Source organism: Streptomyces sp. NPDC040589, assembly GCF_055594445.1.
The window spans coordinates 273,064-292,607 of record NZ_JBVIWP010000004.1; the positions used below are offsets into that span (position 1 = coordinate 273,064).

Here is a 19,544-nt window from a genome sequence, read left to right on the forward strand (position 1 = left end):
ACGATGGAATCCCAGTGGGGTAACGGCGGATCCGTGGACCTGGACGACACGCGGCTGGAGTCCCTGAGTCCCGAACCGCTGCTGACCCGGGACTACGAGACACGTCCCTCGCTCGTCTACGAGCGGCTGCGGCACGAGCACGGCCCGGTCGCGCCGGTCGATCTGCTGGGGGTACCCGCCTGGCTGGTCCTCGGCTACCGCGAGGCGCTCCAGGTGCTCCAGGACAACGACGGCTTCCCGAAGGGGCTGGAGAACTGGCGGGCCCGCTCCGAGGGCAGGGTGCCGGCCGACTGGCCGCTCGGCCCGTCCCTGGAGGTCAACCACATCCTGATCCAGGGCGGCCCCGGCTACCGGCCGCTGCGGTCCGCGTGGGACGTGGCCCTCAAGCCGTTCCAGGACCCGCGCCACCCGCAGGCCAAGCGCCTGAAGTCCGCCGTCACCGCCTACGCCGACGAGCTGATCACCCTGGTGGGACAGGGCGGCAGGACCGGCGTGGCGGACCTGTCCGCGCAGTTCTCCCGGCCGCTTCCGCTGATGGTGGCGAGCCATCTGCTCGGCTTCCCCGGCTCGCAGGGCGACGACGCGCTGATGGACATGTGGCGCGTGCTCGACGCGGGCCCGGACGCCGAGGCCGCGCTCGAGCGCCTGCTCGCGACCCTGGCGGAACTGGCCGCGGGGAAGCTGCAGAAGCCGGGCGACGACTTCCCCTCGTACCTGCTGGCCGCGCACCCGGACCTCTCGCTCGACCAGCTCGCCCGCGAGCTGTTCATGCTGCTGGGCATGACCTCCGACCACGTCGGCATCCTCATCTCCAACACCGTCGTCGAGGTCCTCTCGGGGGAGAGCAGCGTGCGCGCCAGCCTGTCCGCCGGAATGGTCAGGGAGACCATGAACCGGGTGGTCATGCGCAAGCCGCCCCTGGTGAACTTCGTCCCGCGCTTCGCGGCCGAGGACACCCCGCTCGGCAAGTACACGATCCGCGCGGGCGACCCGGTGTGGGTCTCCTCGGCCGCCGCGCACGCCGACCCGCTCTTCGCCGACCACGTCGCCTCCGGCACCACCATCAGCACCCGGGCGCATCTGTCCTGGGGAGCCGGTCCGCGGCAGTGTCCGGCCCGGGAGCTCGCCTCGACGGTCGCCGCGGCCGGTGTAGGGCGCCTGTTCGAGCGGTTCGACCACCTCGACCTCGCGCTGCCCGCCGACCAACTGCCCTGGCGCTCTTCCCCGTTCATGCGGGGCCTGCGCTCGCTGCCCGTGCGGTACGAACTCGCCTCGGCGCCCGTGCGGCCGGCGGCGGACGACCCCGCGCCGGGGGTGGCGGAAGAGGTCCTGCCGGACCCGTCCGCCCGGCAGCGCTCGTCGCTGTGGCGCTATCTGACCGGCCTGATCCGCGGCGGCCGCTGACCGCGAGGCCGGTCCGGCGACCGGCCTCGAAGCCCGCCTCGTATCGCCGGGTCGACGAACTCACGAGCAGAACGCGGAGTGAGGAGCTTCCCCATGCAGGCCGAGGTCACCGCCCCCGTCTTCGAACACCACCGGGAGCCGCTCGGCATCGGCGAGCCCCGGCCCCGGCTGAGCTGGCGCACCGAGACCGACGCACCCGGCTGGCGCCAGTCGGCGTACGAGATCGAGCTGCTCGACGACGCCGGCACCCGTATCGGCGGGACGGACGGTCGTGTCGCCTCGGACGCGTCGGTGCTGGTGCCGTGGCCCGGGCCGGACCTGGCGTCGCGCACGCGGGTCGGGGCACGGGTGCGCGTTCGGGACGCCGAGGACCGGGTCTCCGCCTGGTCGCCGGTCGCGTACGCGGAGACCGGACTGCTGGACGCGGCGGACTGGACGGCCCGCCCGATCGCCCCGCACCCGGACCTGGGCGTCGACCCGGGACGGCCACAGCCCGTGGTCCTGCTGCGCCGCTCCTTCCGGCTGCGCGCACCGGTCGCCTCGGCCCGCCTGTACGTCACCGCCCTCGGCGTCTGCCGGCCGGAGCTCAACGGCCGCCCGGTCGGCGCGGACGTCCTCACCCCGGGCTGGTCCTCGTACCATCACCGGCTGCGCTACTCCGTCTACGACGTGACGGAGCAGCTGCGCGAGGGCGCGAACGTGCTCGGCGCACAGCTCGGCGAGGGCTGGTACAGCGGCCGGCTCGGCTTCCACGGCGGCCGGCGCGCCGTCTACGGCGACCGGCCCGCCCTGCTCGCCCAGCTGGAGATCCGCTACACCGACGGGAGCCGCGAGACCGTCGCCACCGACGGGCACTGGCAGGCCGCGACCGGCCCGGCGCTGCGGTCCGAGCTGTACGACGGCGAGGAGTACGACGCCCGCCTGGAGCGCCCCGGCTGGTCCGCGCCCGGCGAGGCCGGCGACGGCTGGGTGCCCGTCGTCGAACTGGGCATGCCCCGGGGCGACTTGGTGGCGCCGACCGGCCCGCCCGTACGCCGTACGCGGACACTGAGGCCCGCGAGGGTCCTGACCACCCCGGCCGGACACACCGTGCTGGACTTCGGCCAGAACCTGGTCGGCCGTCTGCGGCTCAGGGTGCGGGGCGAGGCGGGGCGGACGGTCACCCTGCGCCACGCCGAGGTCCTGGAACACGGCGAACTCGCCCTGCGCCCCCTGAGGCACGCCGAGGCCACCGACCGCTACACCCTCAAGGGCGCCCCCGAGGGCGAGACGTACGAGCCGCTCTTCACCTTCCACGGCTTCCGGTACGCCCAAGTGGACGACTGGCCTGGCGAGTTGGACCCCGACGACATCGAAGCCGTCGTCCTGCACACCGACATGGAACGCACCGGCTGGTTCGCGTGCTCCGACCCCCTGGTCGAGCAACTGCACGCGAACATCGTGTGGGGTATGCGCGGCAACTTCCTGGATCTGCCGACCGACTGCCCGCAGCGCGACGAACGCCTGGGCTGGACCGGCGACATCGCCGTCTTCGCCCCCACGGCCGCCTTCCTGTACGACTGCTCCGGAATGCTCGGCTCCTGGCTGCGCGACCTCGCCGCCGAGCAACTCGCCCGCCCCGACTGCGCGATCCCGCCGCTGGTCGTGCCCGACGCCCTGCCCGACGGCTTCCCGGGCGCGGCGAACGCGATCTGGGCCGACAGCGCGGTCCTCGTCCCCTGGGCGCTGTACCGGGCCTTCGGCGACGAGGGCCTGTTGCGCACCCAGTGGGAGTCGATGTCCGCCTGGGCCGACGAACTGGAGCGGTATGCGACGGAGGGCGGTGGCCTGTGGCGCGCCGAGTTCCAGCTCGGCGACTGGCTGGACCCGGGCGCCCCGCCGGACCGGCCGGGAGACGCCCGGACCGACGGCGACCTGGTGGCCAACGCCTACGCGGCCCGCACGGCCGAGATCATGGCCGAAGTGGCGGCCCTGCTGGGTAAGCCGGAGCACGCCGAGCGGTACACGCGGCTCGCCGGACGGGTGCGGGCCGCCTTCGCCGACGAGTTCGTCACTCCGGGCGGCCTGCTGGCCTCGGACGCGCAGACCGCGTACGCGCTGGCCCTGCGGTTCGCGCTGCTGCCCACCGCACGGCAGCGCGAGCGGGCCGGCCGGCGCCTGGTGGAGATCGTCCGCCGGGCCGGGTTCCGGATCGCGACCGGGTTCGCCGGCACCCCGCTGATCTGCGACGCGCTCACCGAGGCGGGCGCGCCCGAGATCGCCTACCGGATGCTGCTGGAGACCGGCTGCCCGTCCTGGCTGTACCCGGTGACCATGGGCGCCACCACGGTCTGGGAGCGCTGGGACTCGCTGCTGCCCGACGGCACCGTCAACCCTGGCGAGATGACCTCCTTCAACCACTACGCGCTCGGCGCGGTCGCCGACTGGCTGCACCGCACCGTCGCCGGGCTCGGGCAGGCCGGGCCCGGCTGGAAGCGGCTGCGCATCGCACCGGTGCCCGGCGGCACGCTGACCCGCGCGCATGCCGCGCACCTCACGCCGTACGGGCGCGCCGAGGCCGGGTGGGAGCGGCAGGGCGGCACCGTCACGGTCACGGCGGTCGTCCCGCCCAACACCACCGCCCGGGTAGAACTCCCCGGCGGCAAGCCGCCGTTCGAGGTCGGGTCGGGAAGCCACACCTTCACGGTGGAGGGCTGCACGATGCCGGCGTGGCCGCCGCTGCCGCTCCGCCACCCCTTCTCCGCACCGGAGGCGGATCCGGTGACGGGCTGACGGAGCGCGCGTCTCAGGAGCTGAGCGCGGCGGCCCGGGCCTCGACCGCTGTGGCACCCCCTGCGTCCCCGTCCCTCCCTCTCGTCGAGCCGGGGCGCTCGCCGGATCTCCGGCAGCCCGGCCGAGCGCGGCCGCCAGTACGGCGAGGCCGTCCGCGACCGGCCGCACACCGCGCTCGCCCACTACGAGGAGGCCTTCGGCCACTCCGTCGGCCTGACCTGGGAGCAGGTCACCGCCCGCGCCGCCCACGGGCAGGAGCCGGTCGCCTCCTACGCCCCGCACCTGCTGGAGGAGATGCGCGGCACCGCCGAGGGCGCCGGGGGTCTCGCTGCTCGACGTGCTCGCCCTCAACGCACGCGGCGAGGTGCTCTACGACCAGTCGTTCGCGAACATGGAAGCGGACTCGGTGCGCTCGCCCGGACGCTCGCCCCGGGCCCGTGGGTGCTGGTCCTGGACGAGGCCGTGGCCGCCCTGGACGTGTCGGTCCAGGCCCAGATCCTGCGGCCGCTCGACGAGATCCGCCGGGACACCGGGGTCGCGCCCGTCTTCGTCGGGCACGACCTGGCGGTGGTGCAGCACATCACCGACGACGTGCCGGTGATGCGCCAGGGCCGGATCGTCGAGCAGGGCCCGACCCGGCAGGTACTCACCGATCCGGCCCACCCGTACACCCGGCTGCTGCTCGCGGCCGTCCCCGGCGACGGCTGGGACCCGGCCCGAGTGGTGACGTCAGGGAGGCGGGCGTACCGTCGAACGGTGGACACCGCAGGCAGCAGCCCGCAGCCGGCTTCACCACAGGCGACCACCACCAGGGAATCCGGTGGTGGCGGAAACGCGATGGCGCTGTTCGTCATCGCCTCCTGCCAGCTGATGGTGGTCCTCGACATCACCATCGTGAACATCGCGCTCCCGCACATCCAGAGTTCGCTCGACTTCTCCACCACCAGCCTGTCGTGGGTGGTCAACGCCTACACCCTCACCTTCGGCGGCCTGCTGCTGCTCGGCGGCCGGGCCGGCGACATCCTGGGCCGGCGGCGCGTCTTCATCTTCGGCGTGCTGCTCTTCGTGCTCGCCTCCCTGCTCGGCGGGTTCGCCCAGAACTCCGGCCAACTCCTCGGCGCACGCGCCCTCCAGGGCGTCGGCGGCGCCATCGCCTCCCCGACGTCCCTCGCCCTGATCAGCACCACCTTCCGCGAAGGGCCCGAACGCAACCGCGCCTTCGGCGTATTCGCCGCGGTCTCGGCCGGCGGCGGCGCGATCGGCCTGCTCGCCGGCGGCATGCTCGTGGAGTGGCTGAACTGGCGGTGGGTGCTGTTCGTCAACGTGCCCATCGGCCTGCTCATCGTGCTCGCCACGCCCCGTTACATCAGGGAGTCCGAGCGCCACCCCGGGCGCTTCGACATCGCCGGCGCGCTCACCTCCACCGCGGGCATGGTGCTGCTCGTCTACGGGTTCATCAGAGCCGCGCAGGACGGCTGGCGGGATCCGCTCACGGTGGCCTCGTTCGTCGGGGCGGTCGTCGTCCTGGCGGCCTTCATCCTGATCGAGCGGCGCTCCAGACAGCCCATCACGCCCCTGCACATGTTCGCCGACCGCAACCGCGCGGGCACCTACGGCATCATGCTGTGCCTCGCCGCCGCGATCTTCGGCATGTTCTTCTTCCTGACGCTCTTCGTGCAGAACGTGCTGGGCTTCAGCCCGCTCGCGGCCGGACTGGCCTTCCTGCCGGTCAGCGCGGTCATCGCCGTCGGCGCAGGACTGGCGTCGCGCTTCCTGCCCGTCTACGGGCCCAAACCGTTCATGGTGGTGGGCGCGATCCTGGCCGCCGCGGGCCTCGCCTGGCTCACCCTGACCGATGTGGACTCCACCTACGCGGGCAGTGTCCTCGGCCCGATGCTCGTCTTCAGCCTGGGCATGGGCATGGAGTTCGTGTCGCTGACCCTCATGGCGCTGTCCAACGTGGCCACGCCGGAGACCGGCGCGGCGTCCGGACTCCTCAACGCCACCCAGCAGGTCGGCGGCTCGCTCGGCCTGTCCATCCTGGTCACGATGTACGGCACGGCCAGCACCAACGAGGCGGAGAAACAGATCCCGGACTTCCTCCGGCAGGCGACCCCCAGCGAGCGCCTGCGGTTCGAGCAGACCGGGCAGGTGCCGAAACCCTGGTCCGACGAGATCCTCACCGCCGGTGTCTCGGCCGCCTTCATCATGGCGGCGATCTTCACCGCCGTCGCCGCGCTGATCGCCCTCGTCGTCATCCAGGTCCGCCCCTCCGACCTGGAACGCCTCAAGGGCGGGACGGGCCCCGGCCCGATGTGAGGCCCGCCCCGCGGCCCGCTACCGCCCCGGCCGGGCGCAGCTCTCCAGGGCGTCGGCGAGGCCCGCCGTGTCCGTGCCGAGCTTGCGGTACACGGAGGACAGCAACTGCCGTACGCCCTGCTCGGTGATCCGCAGGTCCTTCGCGACCACCGGCGCCGGGTGGCCCTGGGCCGTCTTCTCGGCGGCCCGGCGTTCCGGGCCCGTCAGCATGTCCGTCTGCGTGTAGCGCAGGGGCAGCGGGCGCAGACCCGCTGCGGAGAGTTCCCGCCTGGCCCGGTCGGCCAGGCCCTCGGCGCCGCAGTGCACCGCTCCCTCCAGCCCCTGGTACAGCCGGTCGGCGGCGTCGTGCAGCCGGCCGCTGCGGACCAGCGCGGCGCCATGGCCCACCAGGGCGCGGGCCAGTTCGTACGCCGCGGGCGACCGCTCCAGATGATCGACGGCCTGCGTGTGCAGATCGAGCGCCGCCTGCCCACCCGTCACCTCCGCCTGGACACGCAGCGCCTGGCCGATCGCCGACGCCGCACCGAAGTCCCGGGCTCGCTTGGCGGCGTCCTGGGCGTGCAGCACCGCCTGGTCGGGAGCGGTGCGGGCGAGTGCCGAGGCCAGTCCCAGCTGCCAGGGGCACCACGAGGGGTTGTGCCAGTCCCGTGACTCCAGCCAGTCCCCGACCCTGGTCAACAGGCGTGCCGCCTCGGAGAGTCGCCCCTCCGCCAGGAGCAGATCGGCGTACACCGTGCGGGGATCGGGGAAGATGACGGCGTTGGGGACCACGTCGCCGTAGTGGTAGGTGTCGGCGAGCCGGCGCGCGTCGGTGGTCCGCCCGCGGGCCAGCAGGATCTGGATGAGAATGCCGATGGCGAACCACTGTGCGGGCACCGCGCCTTCGACGCGCTCGGCGGTGTGGAGCCCGGCCCGGACGAGTTCCTCGGCCTCGGGCAGGCAGCCTCGGCGGTAGCGGATGTAGCCCAGCAGCGTCTGGCCCTGCGCCAGATGGGAGCCACGCCACCCGCGGTGCTCGCACTCGGCCATACCGTCGGCGAAGAGTTCTTCGGCGCGCCGGGGCTGGTCGCAGTACATGAACAGCAGGGCGACCGCGGCGGGTACCTCGAAGCCGCGGTTCTCGTCGGTCCAGCTCATCCCGCCGCTCAGCGCCTCCTCGGCGAACCCGAGGGCGCTCCGCCGCGGCTCGCCGCGCACGAGGGCGTCCCACGCCCGCAGACCGAGGATGTAGCGCTCCTCCAGGCCCCGGCCGGTCAGCTTCCCGGCCAGCTTCGCCAGCCGGCGCGAGCGGGCGGAGGAGTCGGACTCGTCGGCGCGAAAGGCGCTCCACACGAAGTGATCCGCCTGCATGCGCAGCCTGACGCGCGGGTTGGTGGCGCGCCGCGCCTCGTCGGCGGCCACGGTCGCGGCCTCGGTCAGCCGGTCGGTGTGGGCCAGCGCCTGGGTCAGCAGGTAGACCATGGAGGCGCGCAGGTCGGGATCGATTCCGGGTTCCTTCAGCGCCTCCCGGAGGTGGTTCACCGTGGCCGTGGGCTCGATCAGGAAGGTCGAGGAGGCCAGTTCGTGGAGGAGGGCGGCGCGTTCCTCGGCAGGGGGCGGTTCGCGCAGCGCCCGGGTCAGTACGCGCCGGGCGGCTTCCGGGGCTCCGGCGCGGAGATGCTCACGCGCGGCGGCGCGCAGGCACGCGACCGTCTCGGGCCGGCCGTCGCAGGGCACCTCCAGCAGGTGACGGGCGGCGGCGGTGGGGTCGGACTCGACCGTCCGGGCGGCGTTGGCGGCCGCGTCGTGCATGCCGACGCGCAGGCTCGGGGGGATGTCGTGGTAGATCGTCGTGGCGATCAGCGGATGGACGAACTCCAGGGCGCCCGCGGGCTCGTAGGCATCGGTGAGGACGCGGCAGGCGCGCAGCTTCTCGGTCGCTTCGACGGCCTCCGAGCTGCCGATCACCGCGAGGTCGGCGGCGGCCTCCGGTGAGAAGGGCCCGCCCAGGACGGCGCCGGCCCACGCGAAACGGAGCGTGCGCGGGCCGAGCCGCTTGAGACGCTCGATCAGGCCGGGCCCCTTGACCGCAGCGGCGAGGTCCCGCATGACGGGCACATCGTCCTGGGTTCCCCGCAGCCGCCGCTCGCGGAGCCTGATGGCCAGTTCGACGGCCTCGAAGGGGCTTCCGTTGGTGACCGCCCAGCACGCGCCGCAGAACTCGTCCTCGGCTTCCTCGCCCACTTCCTCCCTGATGATCCGCGCCACGCCGGCCTCGCCGAGCGGAGACAGGACGTGCGGGCGCTGCTCGTGGCGTTCGACGAGCGTGCGGAAGGAGGTCGCGTCGGGCGGGAGTTCGTGCGGCCGGTAGCCGACGACGACCAGGAGCGGGAGGTCCGCGACCCGGGGCGCGAAGGAGGCGAGCCATTCGAGGGATTCGGTGTCGGCCCAGTGCAGGTCGTCCAGGAGCAGAACCACTGGAGCCTTCAGCATCGTCAGGCGCGTCATGACCCAGTCGAGGCCGTCGCGCACTCCGGTCGGGTCCGGCATCCGGGCGGGGTCCGTCGCCTCGAGACCGAGCGCGGCGCCGACGATGTCGTACCAACTGCCCAGGAAATCCCGGCGCTCCGTCCCGCTCATGCCAGCCAGGACGGGCTGCATGACCTGGCGGACGACGCGGAACGCCAGCCCCTGCTCGTTCTCGCCGCCCTTGCCCGAGAACACCGTGAAGCCCTGTGCGGCGGCGCGGGCGCGCACCGCCGCGATCAGGGTCGTCTTGCCCAGCCCGGCCTCACCCGTGAAGGCGAGCAGCCCGCCGCGCGGTACCCGGGGCACGCCGTCGACGGCGTGCCGGAGCCCCGCCAGCGCGCGGTCGATGGCCCGGAGTTCCTCGTCGCGTTCGAGCAGAGGCCGGTGTTCGGTGATCGGTTGCCGCAGCCCATGGGTCATGTGGTCTACCGCTTCCTGTCGTTGCTCCCCGCCGGACTGGGCGAGCGTACGCCCAGAAACAGGTCGTTTGGCCCGGGCGTAACAGGAGGTAGACAGGGTGAGTGAATTTCCCGCAGGAGCGCTTTGAGCCCCCGTCCTTCGGGGTAACGTGCTCCGTTTCCGCCCCTTTCGGGAACCCTGTGGGGAGGCGACCGGTCGGCCGGCCGGTCAGAGCCCCGCTGGTGCCGCCATCGTGTCGGCGTACCGCGGCACGGTACGGGACCAGAAGTAGCATCCGCGGATCCAGCCGGCCATGCCCTCCACGTAGCCGACGCCGGCCGGGCTCAACTCCGGCCTGATCTCACCGCAGAGTTCCTCGAACTCGCGGATCGTGCGGTTGATGTGCCCTACGGCCAGGGTCACGGCCACCGGCAGGGAGCACCGGTGTGTCCGCCGGTAGGCGAGGGCCAGGTTGATCATGCCGCCCGCGCGCTGTTCCTTCACCGCGGAGAAGAGGTCGGGTATCCACACCGCCGCGTCGGCCGACAACCGGCTCAGGCGTCGCATGACGGGGTGATGGATCTCTTCCGGGGTCAGTTCGCACCGCTGCGCGGCCTCGCACAGCGGATAGAACGGCTCGACGCCGGCGATGAGGGACCGTACGGACCGGCACAGCCCGCTGCTCACCGGGTCGGAATGGTCCTGGGCCACCGCTTCGTACAGGAGGCCGTGCACGTACTCCCGGCTGTTCCAGGCCCATCGGGCGGCCTGATCGGGTGTGCACCGCTCCCGGACCTGTCGATGGAGGTCGGCCAGGGCCGCGCCGAGCGGGGTGGCGGGCGGCTGGCCGTCCCGCAGGATCGCGACGCTCTCGCACAGCATGGGCAGCAACCGTCCCGGGGAGCGTCGGCCGACGTCCTCCGCCCGGTCGTCGAAGACGAACTGGTAGGCGATCTGGTTGGCCACGATCTGGAGGAGCCCTGAATCCATGGACGGACTGTTGCAGGCCGCGAGTTCGGCGGGACGTGTATAGGAGATCATGGCCGCCACTGCCGGGTCGTCGGTCAGCCCCCAGGTACTCAGCCAGGTGTCGACGCCGGCCGAAGCTTCGGACGCGTGGGGATTGCGCTCGTACGGGAATGGCATGTAGAGGTTCGCGTCGATCAGGTCCCGCAGATTGACCGCCGGTATTCCGTCCTGCGCGGCGAGCGCGATCTCCTCATGCGTCGTGGACATCGTTGCCACCTGCCGTTCGGGAGTCGTGGACGACGGGTACGACAGCTGTCCTGGGTGCGCGGGAATCCGCCCGGGGCGGTGTGGCCGCCACCGGCCTCCTCGTTCGTGGTTCGCAGGTCATGACCAGTCCCCGCGGTCCCAACGACGCCGCGGGGCGCAGCCGTTCCTCGTAGCCGGGCAGATGGCGCAGTCGCCAGTGGCGGGTGAGGAACGCGACGGCCACCATGGCCTCCGTCATGGCGAGCGTCTCGCCGATGCATTTCCGGCGGCCCGCTCCGAACGGAATCATCGCTCCGGGGCGGACCGCCTCGGCCTGCCCGGGCAGCCAGCGGTCGGGGAGGAAGCGGTCGGGGTCGGGGAACTGGTCGGGGTCGTGGTGCAGGAGGTACGGGCTGAACACGACCGTGGCGCCCGGCGGGAGCCGGTGCCCGGCGAGCTCCGTCTCCTTCGTGGCGACGCGGGTGAAGAGCCAGCCGGGCGGGCGATGGCGAAGCGTCTCGGTGAGGACGCACCGCGTGCGGACCAGGCGCGGCAGTTCGTCGGGGCCGGGCGGTCGTCCTGAAGCGAGCACGGCGTCGACCTCGGAGTGCAGACGGCGTTCCTCCTCGGGATGCCGCCCCACCAGTTCCAAGGCCGAGGAGAGGCACAGGGCGGTGCTCTCGGCGCCGGCGAACATCAGCGTGATCACCTGGCCGTGGACTTCCCTGTCGGTGATCGCCGACTCCACGCCGTCACCCCGTGCCGCCGCCAGCAGGGTCCCCAGCAGATCGTCCCGGTCGTCGCGGGCAGCGCCTCGCCGGCGTTCGGCGACAGCCGCGTCGACGATCGCGCGCAGGCGTTCGGACGCGTGCCGGTAGCGCCGGTTCGCCGGAGTGGGAACACGGAACAGGGCGTCGACCGGCATCACCGTCCGGACGAACATGCCCCGGACCACGGTGGCCAGACACTTGCGCATCTCGGCGGCCGTCGCGGCGTCGAGCGAGTCGGAGAAAAGGACGCGGCTGATCACACGGGTCGACAGATCCATCATGGTCGCGCTGATGTCGACCGTCTGCCCGCCCCGCCACGTGCGGCACACCGACTCCACTTCCTCGCCCATCAGTTGCACCTGGTCGGCGACGCGGGCCTTGCGGAAGCCGGGCTGGAGCAGCCTGCGCTGGCGGCGGTGATCCGCATGCCGGCAGGTGCCGACGCCGTCCCCCAGCAGTATCCGCAGCCGGTCGTAGAGCGGGCCGCCCTTGTCGAACGTCTCCGGGTCCCCTAGTACCTGGTGGACGAGATCCGGGTGACAGGCCATCCAGGCACGCTGCGGACCCAGGCGTATTTCGACCAGATCCCCGTGCGCGGGCAGAGATTCCAGAAAAGTTAGCGGGCGACGGACCAAGTCGATACCGTGGCCCAGGAATGGGAATATGCCTGGAGCAGTGCCCACTGTCCAATTTCGGGCTGGTCCGGGAACGGAGCCGCTCATCGAAAACCACCTGCCTCGGTCAGCACACGGGATTGTGGTGCGATCGCCTCGATTTGACGCTCGCCTCAGTCCTGCCCAGTGAAATCTGCCGACGGCTCGCCGAATCCTTTCTCCATAGGGGCGCACGGAAGCACGGAGGGGCGTCGAGCGCGCCACGGTTGCTACATACATTCAGTTGGTTAATGCATTTCTGTGCACGGAGAAATGCGTGTTCCGTCTGTGCTCCTGAAGGGCACGGCAGTCGTTCTGCGTGCCTGGCATGAACATGGAGGGAGCGGCAGGTGGGCCGTCCGGCTATACGGCTGCCGCCATGAGAATTCCGGCCAACAGCGCGGTGCGCGGCGGGACATGGTCCAGCAGGATGTGCTCGTGCCGGGCGTGGGCGCCGTCGCCCACCGCTCCCAGGCCGTCGAGGACCGGACGGCCCAGCGCGGAGACGAAGTTGCCGTCGCTCGCTCCGCCGACGGCGGTCTCCCGCAGGGCCCACCCCAGTTCCGCCGCTGCCGCGTGCGCCTGATCGAACAGGAGCCGCGAGGCGGGCGTCGGCACCATCGGAGGGCGGTTCCATTCGCCGGTGACCGAGACCCGTACCCGGGGATCCGAGGGGGCGAGGGAGGCCAGCGCGGCGTCGACGCGGGCCGCTTCGGCGGGATCGGCGACCCGTACGTCGATGCCGCAGCCAGCCCGGCCGGCGATGACGTTGCGCCCCGTGCCGCCGCTGATCAGCCCGACGTTGACCGTCGTCCCGCGCTCCCGCGAGCCCAGCCCGGCGATCCGGGTGACCAGTTCGGCGAGCGCGTGCACGGCGCTGGCGCCCTTGTCCGGGTCGAGACCGGCGTGCGCCTCCACGCCCTCCACCGTCACCTCGAACAGGCCGACCCCCTTGCGGGCCGTCTTGAGCGCGCCCTCCGGCCCGGCCGACGCCTCGCACACGAGCGTGGCCGCCGCGTCCTCGCTCAGCCGCTCGATCACCGGGCGGGAGGCGGGGCTGCCGATCTCCTCGTCGCCGTTGAACAGCAGCCGAACCGACGGGCGCGGCAGGTCCAGCTCCCGCAGCAGGCGCAGCGCCCACACCGCCTGCACCAGGCCGCACTTCATGTCGAAGAGGCCCGGCCCCGTGGCCCGGCCGTCCTCGCTCACCCGGAAGGGCCACTCGGCGAGGGTGCCGGCCGGCCACACCGTGTCGTAGTGGCACAGGACCAGCACCACCGCGGGCGACGTGCCCCGGTAGAGCAGTTCCAGCAGGTCGCCGTGGGCGCCGCCGTCATGGCGCCGGGACTCGTCCGGCGGGCCGAGCCGGTGGTGCGTCCAGGCCTCGACGGCGGCGAGACCGGCGATCAGCAACTCCTTGTCGTCGCTGGGTGTCTCCAGCTCGACCAGCGTCCGCAGATCACCGGTGATCTCCGGCAGGGCGGCCCGGGCCAGCGACTCGACACGGGTCAGGGACATGCGCGCTCCTTGTCGTACGTACGGTGATGCGTCACGGCGTCAGCGGACCGGAACGCCCGGGCCCAGCGGAATTCCCAGCGCCCACCAGGCGTAGAACAGCAGAGTCCAGGCCACCAGCATGACCAGGCACAGCGGCAGGGTCAGCGACAGCAGCGTGCCGATGCCGGCCGAGCGCCGGTAGCGCTGTACGACGCTCAGGGTCATGACGAAGTAGGCGCTCATCGGGGTCGCCGCGTTGGTGCACGAGTCCGCGATGCGGTACACCGCCTGCGTCACCTCGGGCGGGATGTCGAGCAGCATGAACATCGGCACGAACACCGGTGAGACCAGGGCCCATTGGGCGGATCCGCTGGTGACCAGCAGATTGATCACCGTGCAGATGAGCAGGACGCCGAGGAACGCGACCGGTCCCGTGATGCCGGCCGACTTCAGCAGGCCGGCGCCCCGGATCGCCAGGACCTCGCCGACACCGGTCCACTTGAAGTACGCCAGGAACTGGGAGATGGCGAAGAACAGCACCAGGATCGGCGCCATCTCGCGCAGGCCCTGCGCCATCTGGTCGGGGATGTCCCGGCCCCTCCGTACCGTCCCCACCGTGCGCCCGTACACGGCGCCCACGATCAGGAACGCCACGGCCAGGACCACCGCGATGCCGGTGAGCACCGGCGACTGCACGATGCTGCCGCCCTCGCCGCGCAGCGGCGATCCGGCCGGGACCATCGCCACCACGACCAGCGCCGCGTACGCCAGCAGCACCAGACCGGCGTTGCGCAGGCCCTTGCGCTCCTCCGGGCGCAGGGTCAGCCCCTCGGAGGCCTCGCCCGCGCCCTCGGGGACGTCCTCCGGCTCCGGCTCCTCCGGCATCGCCGCCACCCGCCGGGCGATGACCCTCTCCGTGACGACAGTGATCACGAGGGCCAGGACGACGGACGAGACCAGCGAGAAGAAGTAGTTGGACAGCGGATTGACCACGTACGACGGGTCGACCGTGTGCGCGGCGGCCGTCGTGAGCCCGGACAGCACCGCGTCCGTCGGCGTGACCAGCGGGCTCGCGTCATAGCCGGCGGCCACCGACACGAACGCCACCACCGCGCCCAGCATCGGGCTGCGCCCCACCGCCCGGAACGCCATCGCGCCCAGCGGCACCAGCACCACATAGGCCGCGTCGGACGCGACGTGCGCGACCATCGCCGTGAAGGCCAGCGTGAACGTCAGCCAGCGGGCCGGGACCCGGGCGACGGCAGCCCGCAGCATCGCGGGCAGCAGTCCCGACCGGTCGGCGACGGCCACGCCCAGCATGACCACCAGGATCGTGCCGAGCGGCGGGAACGTGGCGTAGTTGGTCACCGCGTCCGAGATCATCATCCGCAGCCCCTCGCCCGAGACGAGGCTGCGCACCCCCACCGTCTTGCCGGTGGCCGGATTGAGCGCGGAGGCGCCGGTCGCCGACAGGAGCCAGCTGACCAGGGCCAGTACGACGCTCAGCACGCCGAACAGCCAGAAGGGGTGGGGGAGCTTGTTGCCGAGGCGTTCGATGCGTCCCAGGACGGCGAGCAGCCGGGACAGCTGCTTCGAAGGGGCGTCGGGTGGTGGGGGTGAAGTGGCGGTGGTCACACCCCTATTGACGACGCCTTGACGAAATCATGCAAGTGAAAAGGTTGTTGTGGTCGTATCGGTCGCGTGAAGCCGCTGGTTGACGGATTCGTTCCATGAAGGGATGGGCACTGATGGACCCCGTGGAGAACGCCCTGGACGACGACGACCTCGATCTGGTCGCCGCGCTCCAGCGTGCGCCGCGCGCCCCGCTCAGCCTCCTCGCCCAGGCGCTGGGCGTGTCGGCGAGCACCGTGGGACGACGGCTGGCCCGGCTGGAGTCGCACCGGCTGCTGCGGGTGATCGGCCAGGTCGATCTGTCGGTGTCCGGCGAGGGAACCCCCTGGCATGTGTGGGTGACCGCGGCGCCGGGACGGGCCGACGACGTCGCCCGGCGGCTCGTCGCACTGCCCGAGGCGGCCCATGTCGCCGTCACCGCGGGGCAGGCGGACGTCTACTGCGTCGTCCAGCCCACCCGTCGCACCGAGGCCCACGACCTGCTCACCCGGCGCGTCGCCGCACTCCCCGGTGTGCACTCCACCCGCACAGCACTCGTCCTGCGCGCCGACACCAAGTCCGACTCCTGGCGGCTGCCCCGGCTGACGGCGGACCAGCACCGGCTGCTCGCCGAGTACGCGGCCCAGGACGGCGACGCCGCACTGGACGGCACCGACCGGCCCGCCCGCCTCGCCGACGACGAACTGCGCACACTGCGGCTGCTCGCCGCCGACGGCCGTATGACCGCCGCCCAGGTGTCCCGGGAACTCGCCATCGGCCAGTCCACCGCCTACCGCGTCACCCAGTCACTGCTCCAGCGCCAACTGATCCGCCCCCGCGTGGAGATCGAGCCCAACCTGCTCGGCTACGCCCTGGAGGCGGTGGTCGCCCTGACCGTGTCACCGGGCGGGGTGGAAGAGGCGGCCGGGACACTCGCCCGGCACCCCTCCGCCCGCTACGTGTCGACCAACGCGGGCCCCTTCTCCGTCGTCCACCAGGGCGTCTTCCGCGACGAGGCGGGCCTCGCCGCGTTCCTCACCCGCGATGTGGCGGAGCTTCCCGGGGTGCTCTCCTCCGACGTCTCCGTGGTGCTCCGGGCGCTGCGGCGGCACTGGCTCGACCGGGAGGACGGACGCCTGGCGAACGCGCCCGGACCGGCGGACCACGAGAGCGGCATCAGAGGTCCCGAAGCGAACCGGACACCGACCAGTGGGAGTGGAGCGCATGACGACACGTGAGACCGCCATCGGCCTGGCCGAGGCCTACTACGACTCCGGGGAGTTCCTCGCCGACCTGCGGCGCCGGGTCGCGTTCCCGACCCAGAGCCCGCCGCCCGACGGCACGGGCCCGCTGCGCACCTACCTGACCGACGAACTCACCCCCGCCGTGAGCCGCCTGGGCGCGACCGCACGGATCGTCGACAACCCGGTGCCCGGCGCGGGACCGTTCCTGCTCGCCCACCGGCACGAGGCCGACGACCTGCCCACCGTCCTGGTCTACGGCCACGGCGACGTCGTCCCCGGCCAGGACGACCGGTGGCGCACCGGCCTGTCCCCCTGGGAACTCGTCGTCGAGGGCGACCGCCTCTACGGGCGCGGCACCGCCGACAACAAGGGCCAGCACACCGTCAACCTGGCCGCGCTCGAACAGGTCCTGGCGGCTCGCGGAGGCCGGCTGGGTTTCAACCTGAAGGTGCTCGTCGAGACCGGCGAGGAGTCCGGCTCACCGGGCCTGCGCGAGATGTGCCGCCGGCTGAAGGGCGACCTGGCCGCCGACCTGCTGATCGCCTCCGACGGCCCGCGCCTCGCGGCCGGCCGCCCCACCCTGTTCCTCGGCTCGCGGGGCGCCGCCAACTTCCGCCTGCGCGTGGCCCTGCGCGAGGGCGCCCACCACTCGGGCAACTGGGGCGGCGCCCTGCGCAATCCCGCCACGGTGCTCGCCGGCGCCCTGGCGACCCTGGTCGACGCCCGGGGCCGCATCCTCGTGGACGGACTGCGCCCCCCGGCGCTGCCCGGGCCCGTCGCCGCCGCCCTGGCCGACCTCACCGTGGGCGGCGGGGACGACGACCCGGACGTGGACACCGACTGGGGCGAGCCGGGTCTCACCCCGGCCGAACGCGTCTTCGGCTGGAACACGCTGGAGGTCCTCACCCTGGCCGCCGGTGACCCCGCCAAGCCCGTCGGGGCCATCCCCGGCGGCGCCCACGCCGACGTCCAGCTCCGCTTCGTCGTCGGCACCCCCTGGCGCGACCTCGAACGCATCGTCCGCGACCACCTCGACGCCCACGGCCTGTCCATGGTCGACGTCGAGGTGCTGCAGGCCGTGCCCGCGACCCGCCTCAGCCCCGACGACCCGTGGGTCCGCTGGGCCGTGGACTCCCTGCGCGACACCACGGGCAAGGAACCGGCCGTCCTGCCGAACCTCGGAGGCACGCTCCCCAACGACGCCTTCGCGGACATCCTTGGCCTGCCCACCGTCTGGATCCCGCACTCCCACCCGTCCTGCTCCCAACACGCCCCGGACGAGCACCTGCTGGGAGCGGTGGCCCGAGAGGGGCTGGGCATCATGGCGGGCCTGTTCTGGGACCTCGGCGAACGACGCCCCGCGCCCTAGACGACGTCCGGGCCCGTCTCGACGAACCGGGCCAGGTTCGCCAAAGCCATGCGCGTGCCCGTCTCGTTGTCCGCGGCGGGAACGACGTCGGGGATGCCCTCGTGGACCATGAGGACGTCGGTGCCGCCGCCCTCCGCGTCGGTGAGCGTCGTCGTCATGGTCATCGAGCCGCCCAGCGCGGGGTCGGCGGACTCGAACGCGAGCACCTCGACCACCTGCTCGTCGGGCACGAGCCGCGCGAAGTGGCCGTGGTACGTGTCGGTGTGCGCGGCCGACTTCCCGGTGGCGTCCGGCGCGTCGTACGTCAGCGAGACACGGAACCGGCCGCCCTCGCGGGCGTCGAACTCGTGCACCTCGCCGCGCATATCGTCCGGCACCCGCCAGCGCGCGATCGCCTCCGCGCTCACCAGCGCCCGGTAGACGGCCGGACGAGGCGCGTCGACATGGCCGGAGACCCGCGTCGTGTACATGCCCCCACCCTACGGCGACGCGCGCACCGAGCCGTTCAGGCCCGGCCGGGCTCGTCCGCCCCGGTCGGCAGCGGTGGCTCCGCCTCGATGTGCCGCAGCTCCTCGTCGGTGAGCAGCCGGGAGCGGATCAGGAAACGGACGCCCTCCGGGGCCTCCAGGGAGAAGCCGCTGCCGCGGCCGGGGACGACGTCCACGGTGAGATGGGTGTGCGACCAGTACGTGTGCTGGTCCGCGCTCATCCAGAACGGGGTGTCCCCGGCCACCTGCCCCAGCAGGACGTCCGAGGCACCGACCCGGAACTCACCGCGCGGGTAGCACATCGGGGCGCTGCCGTCGCAGCAGCCGCCGGACTGGTGGAACATCACCGGCCCGTGCGCCCCGGTCAGCCGCCGCAGCAGTTCCTCGGCGGCCGGCGTCAGTTCGACACGTTCCGTGCGGGTGGGGTGGTTCGTCATGCGATCCCTCCTGGCCGGTCGGTCCGTCTATCTTGGCAATCGGTACGAGCATGTCGTTCCGAGCATGAGAAGTCGTTCCGAGCATGAGAACAGGAAGGCCCCATGACCGCCACCGATCCGTGGATACGACGCTTCTTCCCGAGCCCCGACGCCCCCGTACAACTGGTCTGTCTGCCCCACGCGGGCGGTTCGGCGTCCTTCTTCCGGCCGGTGGCCCAGGCGTTGAACCCCGGGGTCGAGGTGCTCTCCGTCCAGTACCCGGGCCGCCAGGACCGGCACAACGAGCCCATGATCGACACCATCGACGGTCTCGCGGACCATGTCAGCCGGGCCGTGACGCGCACGGTGGACCGCCCCTTCGCCCTGTTCGGGCACAGCATGGGAGCGACCCTGGCCTTCGAGGTCGCCGTACGGCTGGAGCGGGCCGGGCGATTCGCCGAGCGGGTCTTCGTCTCGGGGCGCCGCGCACCGTCGTGCCACCGCGACGAGCGGGTGCACCGGCGTGACGACGCCGGGATCATCGCCGAACTGCGCGGGCTCAGCGGCACCGACCAGCGCGTCTTCGGGGACGAGGAGCTGATGCGCATGATCCTGCCGGCCCTCCGCAACGACTACCGCGCGGTGGAGACCTATGTGTGGGCGTCGGACCACCGGCTCCACAGCCCCCTCACCGCTCTGACCGGAGACGACGACCCCAAGGCGAGCCACGACGAGGTACGCGCCTGGAGCGCCCACACCGCGGGCGACTTCGAGATGAAGCGCTACCCCGGCGGGCACTTCTTCCTCATCGACCACGCGCCGGACGTGATCGGCGTCATCGGCGAGCGTCTGGCCCGGCCCGCCGCGACCCCGCGCTGA

At 72.5% G+C, this 19,544-nt stretch carries 13 protein-coding genes and 1 pseudogene; 7 read left to right on the forward strand and 7 right to left on the reverse strand.

Going from position 1 to position 19,544, the window contains the following annotated elements:
* Positions 1-3 precede the first annotated feature (3 nt).
* The 4 genes and pseudogenes from ACZ58V_RS19165 to ACZ58V_RS19180 all read left to right on the forward strand — a co-directional run bounded on the left by ACZ58V_RS19165 (position 4) and on the right by ACZ58V_RS19180 (position 6,495).
* Positions 4-1,404, forward strand: coding sequence for a cytochrome P450 (locus ACZ58V_RS19165; protein WP_468188763.1), 1,401 nt, complete (start codon positions 4-6; stop codon positions 1,402-1,404).
* Positions 1,405-1,497: 93 nt separating this feature from the next.
* On the forward strand, positions 1,498-4,176 hold the full coding sequence (locus ACZ58V_RS19170; protein WP_471290974.1) for a family 78 glycoside hydrolase catalytic domain: 2,679 nt from the start codon (positions 1,498-1,500) through the stop codon (positions 4,174-4,176).
* Positions 4,177-4,776: 600 nt separating this feature from the next.
* A pseudogene (locus ACZ58V_RS19175) lies at positions 4,777-4,860 on the forward strand (ABC transporter ATP-binding protein); the annotation flags it as partial.
* Between the two features lie 153 nt (positions 4,861-5,013).
* A complete protein-coding gene (locus ACZ58V_RS19180) occupies positions 5,014-6,495 on the forward strand; it encodes an MFS transporter (RefSeq protein WP_468189557.1) in 1,482 nt (493 codons plus the stop codon).
* 18 nt (positions 6,496-6,513) lie between these two features.
* Here ACZ58V_RS19180 and ACZ58V_RS19185 read toward each other — a convergent pair whose 3' ends face one another.
* The 5 genes from ACZ58V_RS19185 to ACZ58V_RS19205 all read right to left on the reverse strand — a co-directional run bounded on the left by ACZ58V_RS19185 (position 6,514) and on the right by ACZ58V_RS19205 (position 15,172).
* Positions 6,514-9,423 carry an ATP-binding protein gene (locus ACZ58V_RS19185; protein WP_471290976.1) on the reverse strand — a complete coding sequence of 970 codons (2,910 nt, stop codon included), beginning with the start codon at positions 9,421-9,423 and terminating at the stop codon, positions 6,514-6,516.
* A 207-nt stretch (positions 9,424-9,630) separates the two neighbouring features.
* A complete protein-coding gene (locus ACZ58V_RS19190; protein ID WP_468188771.1) occupies positions 9,631-10,638 on the reverse strand; it encodes a (-)-alpha-amorphene synthase in 1,008 nt (335 codons plus the stop codon).
* Complete coding sequence (locus ACZ58V_RS19195; protein WP_471290978.1) at positions 10,622-12,109, reverse strand: cytochrome P450; 1,488 nt, start codon at positions 12,107-12,109, stop codon at positions 10,622-10,624. The genes ACZ58V_RS19190 and ACZ58V_RS19195 overlap by 17 nt, the downstream gene beginning before the upstream one ends.
* A 294-nt stretch (positions 12,110-12,403) precedes the next feature.
* Positions 12,404-13,558, reverse strand: coding sequence for a M20 family metallopeptidase (locus ACZ58V_RS19200; RefSeq protein WP_471290980.1), 1,155 nt, complete (start codon positions 13,556-13,558; stop codon positions 12,404-12,406).
* Between the two features lie 39 nt (positions 13,559-13,597).
* Complete coding sequence (locus ACZ58V_RS19205) at positions 13,598-15,172, reverse strand: AbgT family transporter (protein WP_471290982.1); 1,575 nt, start codon at positions 15,170-15,172, stop codon at positions 13,598-13,600.
* A gap of 95 nt (positions 15,173-15,267) precedes the next feature.
* Here ACZ58V_RS19205 and ACZ58V_RS19210 point away from each other — a divergent pair, with 95 nt between their 5' ends.
* Positions 15,268-16,386, forward strand: coding sequence for an Lrp/AsnC family transcriptional regulator (locus ACZ58V_RS19210; RefSeq protein WP_471290984.1), 1,119 nt, complete (start codon positions 15,268-15,270; stop codon positions 16,384-16,386).
* Positions 16,373-17,761: a M20 family metallopeptidase gene (locus tag ACZ58V_RS19215; RefSeq protein WP_471290986.1), complete on the forward strand. Its 1,389-nt coding sequence runs from the start codon at positions 16,373-16,375 to the stop codon at positions 17,759-17,761. Before ACZ58V_RS19210 ends, ACZ58V_RS19215 begins: the two co-directional genes overlap by 14 nt.
* On the opposite strand, the gene ACZ58V_RS19220 is transcribed toward ACZ58V_RS19215, so the two are convergent.
* Together ACZ58V_RS19220 and ACZ58V_RS19225 are read right to left on the reverse strand one after the other, a co-directional pair.
* Entirely contained in the window at positions 17,758-18,231 is a 474-nt protein-coding gene (locus tag ACZ58V_RS19220; RefSeq protein WP_468188787.1) for an SRPBCC domain-containing protein, read from the reverse strand. The genes ACZ58V_RS19215 and ACZ58V_RS19220 overlap by 4 nt on opposite strands.
* 35 nt (positions 18,232-18,266) lie before the next feature.
* A complete protein-coding gene (locus ACZ58V_RS19225; RefSeq protein ID WP_468188790.1) occupies positions 18,267-18,686 on the reverse strand; it encodes a DUF779 domain-containing protein in 420 nt (139 codons plus the stop codon).
* A gap of 102 nt (positions 18,687-18,788) precedes the next feature.
* Here ACZ58V_RS19225 and ACZ58V_RS19230 point away from each other — a divergent pair, with 102 nt between their 5' ends.
* Positions 18,789-19,544: a thioesterase II family protein gene (locus ACZ58V_RS19230; protein ID WP_471290988.1), complete on the forward strand. Its 756-nt coding sequence runs from the start codon at positions 18,789-18,791 to the stop codon at positions 19,542-19,544.

What these genes read in the sequence shown, in the direction of transcription:
- ACZ58V_RS19215 (WP_471290986.1), top strand. Translation starts at nt 16,373, where the DNA reads ATGACGACACGTGAGACCGCCATCGGCCTGGCCGAGGCCTACTACGAC.
- ACZ58V_RS19210 (WP_471290984.1), top strand. Translation starts at nt 15,268, where the DNA reads ATGAAGGGATGGGCACTGATGGACCCCGTGGAGAACGCCCTGGACGAC.
- ACZ58V_RS19200 (WP_471290980.1), bottom strand. Translation starts at nt 13,558, where the DNA reads ATGTCCCTGACCCGTGTCGAGTCGCTGGCCCGGGCCGCCCTGCCGGAG.
- ACZ58V_RS19230 (WP_471290988.1), top strand. Translation starts at nt 18,789, where the DNA reads ATGACCGCCACCGATCCGTGGATACGACGCTTCTTCCCGAGCCCCGAC.
- ACZ58V_RS19185 (WP_471290976.1), bottom strand. Translation starts at nt 9,423, where the DNA reads ATGACCCATGGGCTGCGGCAACCGATCACCGAACACCGGCCTCTGCTC.
- ACZ58V_RS19165 (WP_468188763.1), top strand. Translation starts at nt 4, where the DNA reads ATGGAATCCCAGTGGGGTAACGGCGGATCCGTGGACCTGGACGACACG.
- ACZ58V_RS19225 (WP_468188790.1), bottom strand. Translation starts at nt 18,686, where the DNA reads ATGACGAACCACCCCACCCGCACGGAACGTGTCGAACTGACGCCGGCC.
- ACZ58V_RS19170 (WP_471290974.1), top strand. Translation starts at nt 1,498, where the DNA reads ATGCAGGCCGAGGTCACCGCCCCCGTCTTCGAACACCACCGGGAGCCG.
- ACZ58V_RS19195 (WP_471290978.1), bottom strand. Translation starts at nt 12,109, where the DNA reads ATGAGCGGCTCCGTTCCCGGACCAGCCCGAAATTGGACAGTGGGCACT.
- ACZ58V_RS19180 (WP_468189557.1), top strand. Translation starts at nt 5,014, where the DNA reads ATGGCGCTGTTCGTCATCGCCTCCTGCCAGCTGATGGTGGTCCTCGAC.
- ACZ58V_RS19190 (WP_468188771.1), bottom strand. Translation starts at nt 10,638, where the DNA reads ATGTCCACGACGCATGAGGAGATCGCGCTCGCCGCGCAGGACGGAATA.
- ACZ58V_RS19220 (WP_468188787.1), bottom strand. Translation starts at nt 18,231, where the DNA reads ATGTACACGACGCGGGTCTCCGGCCATGTCGACGCGCCTCGTCCGGCC.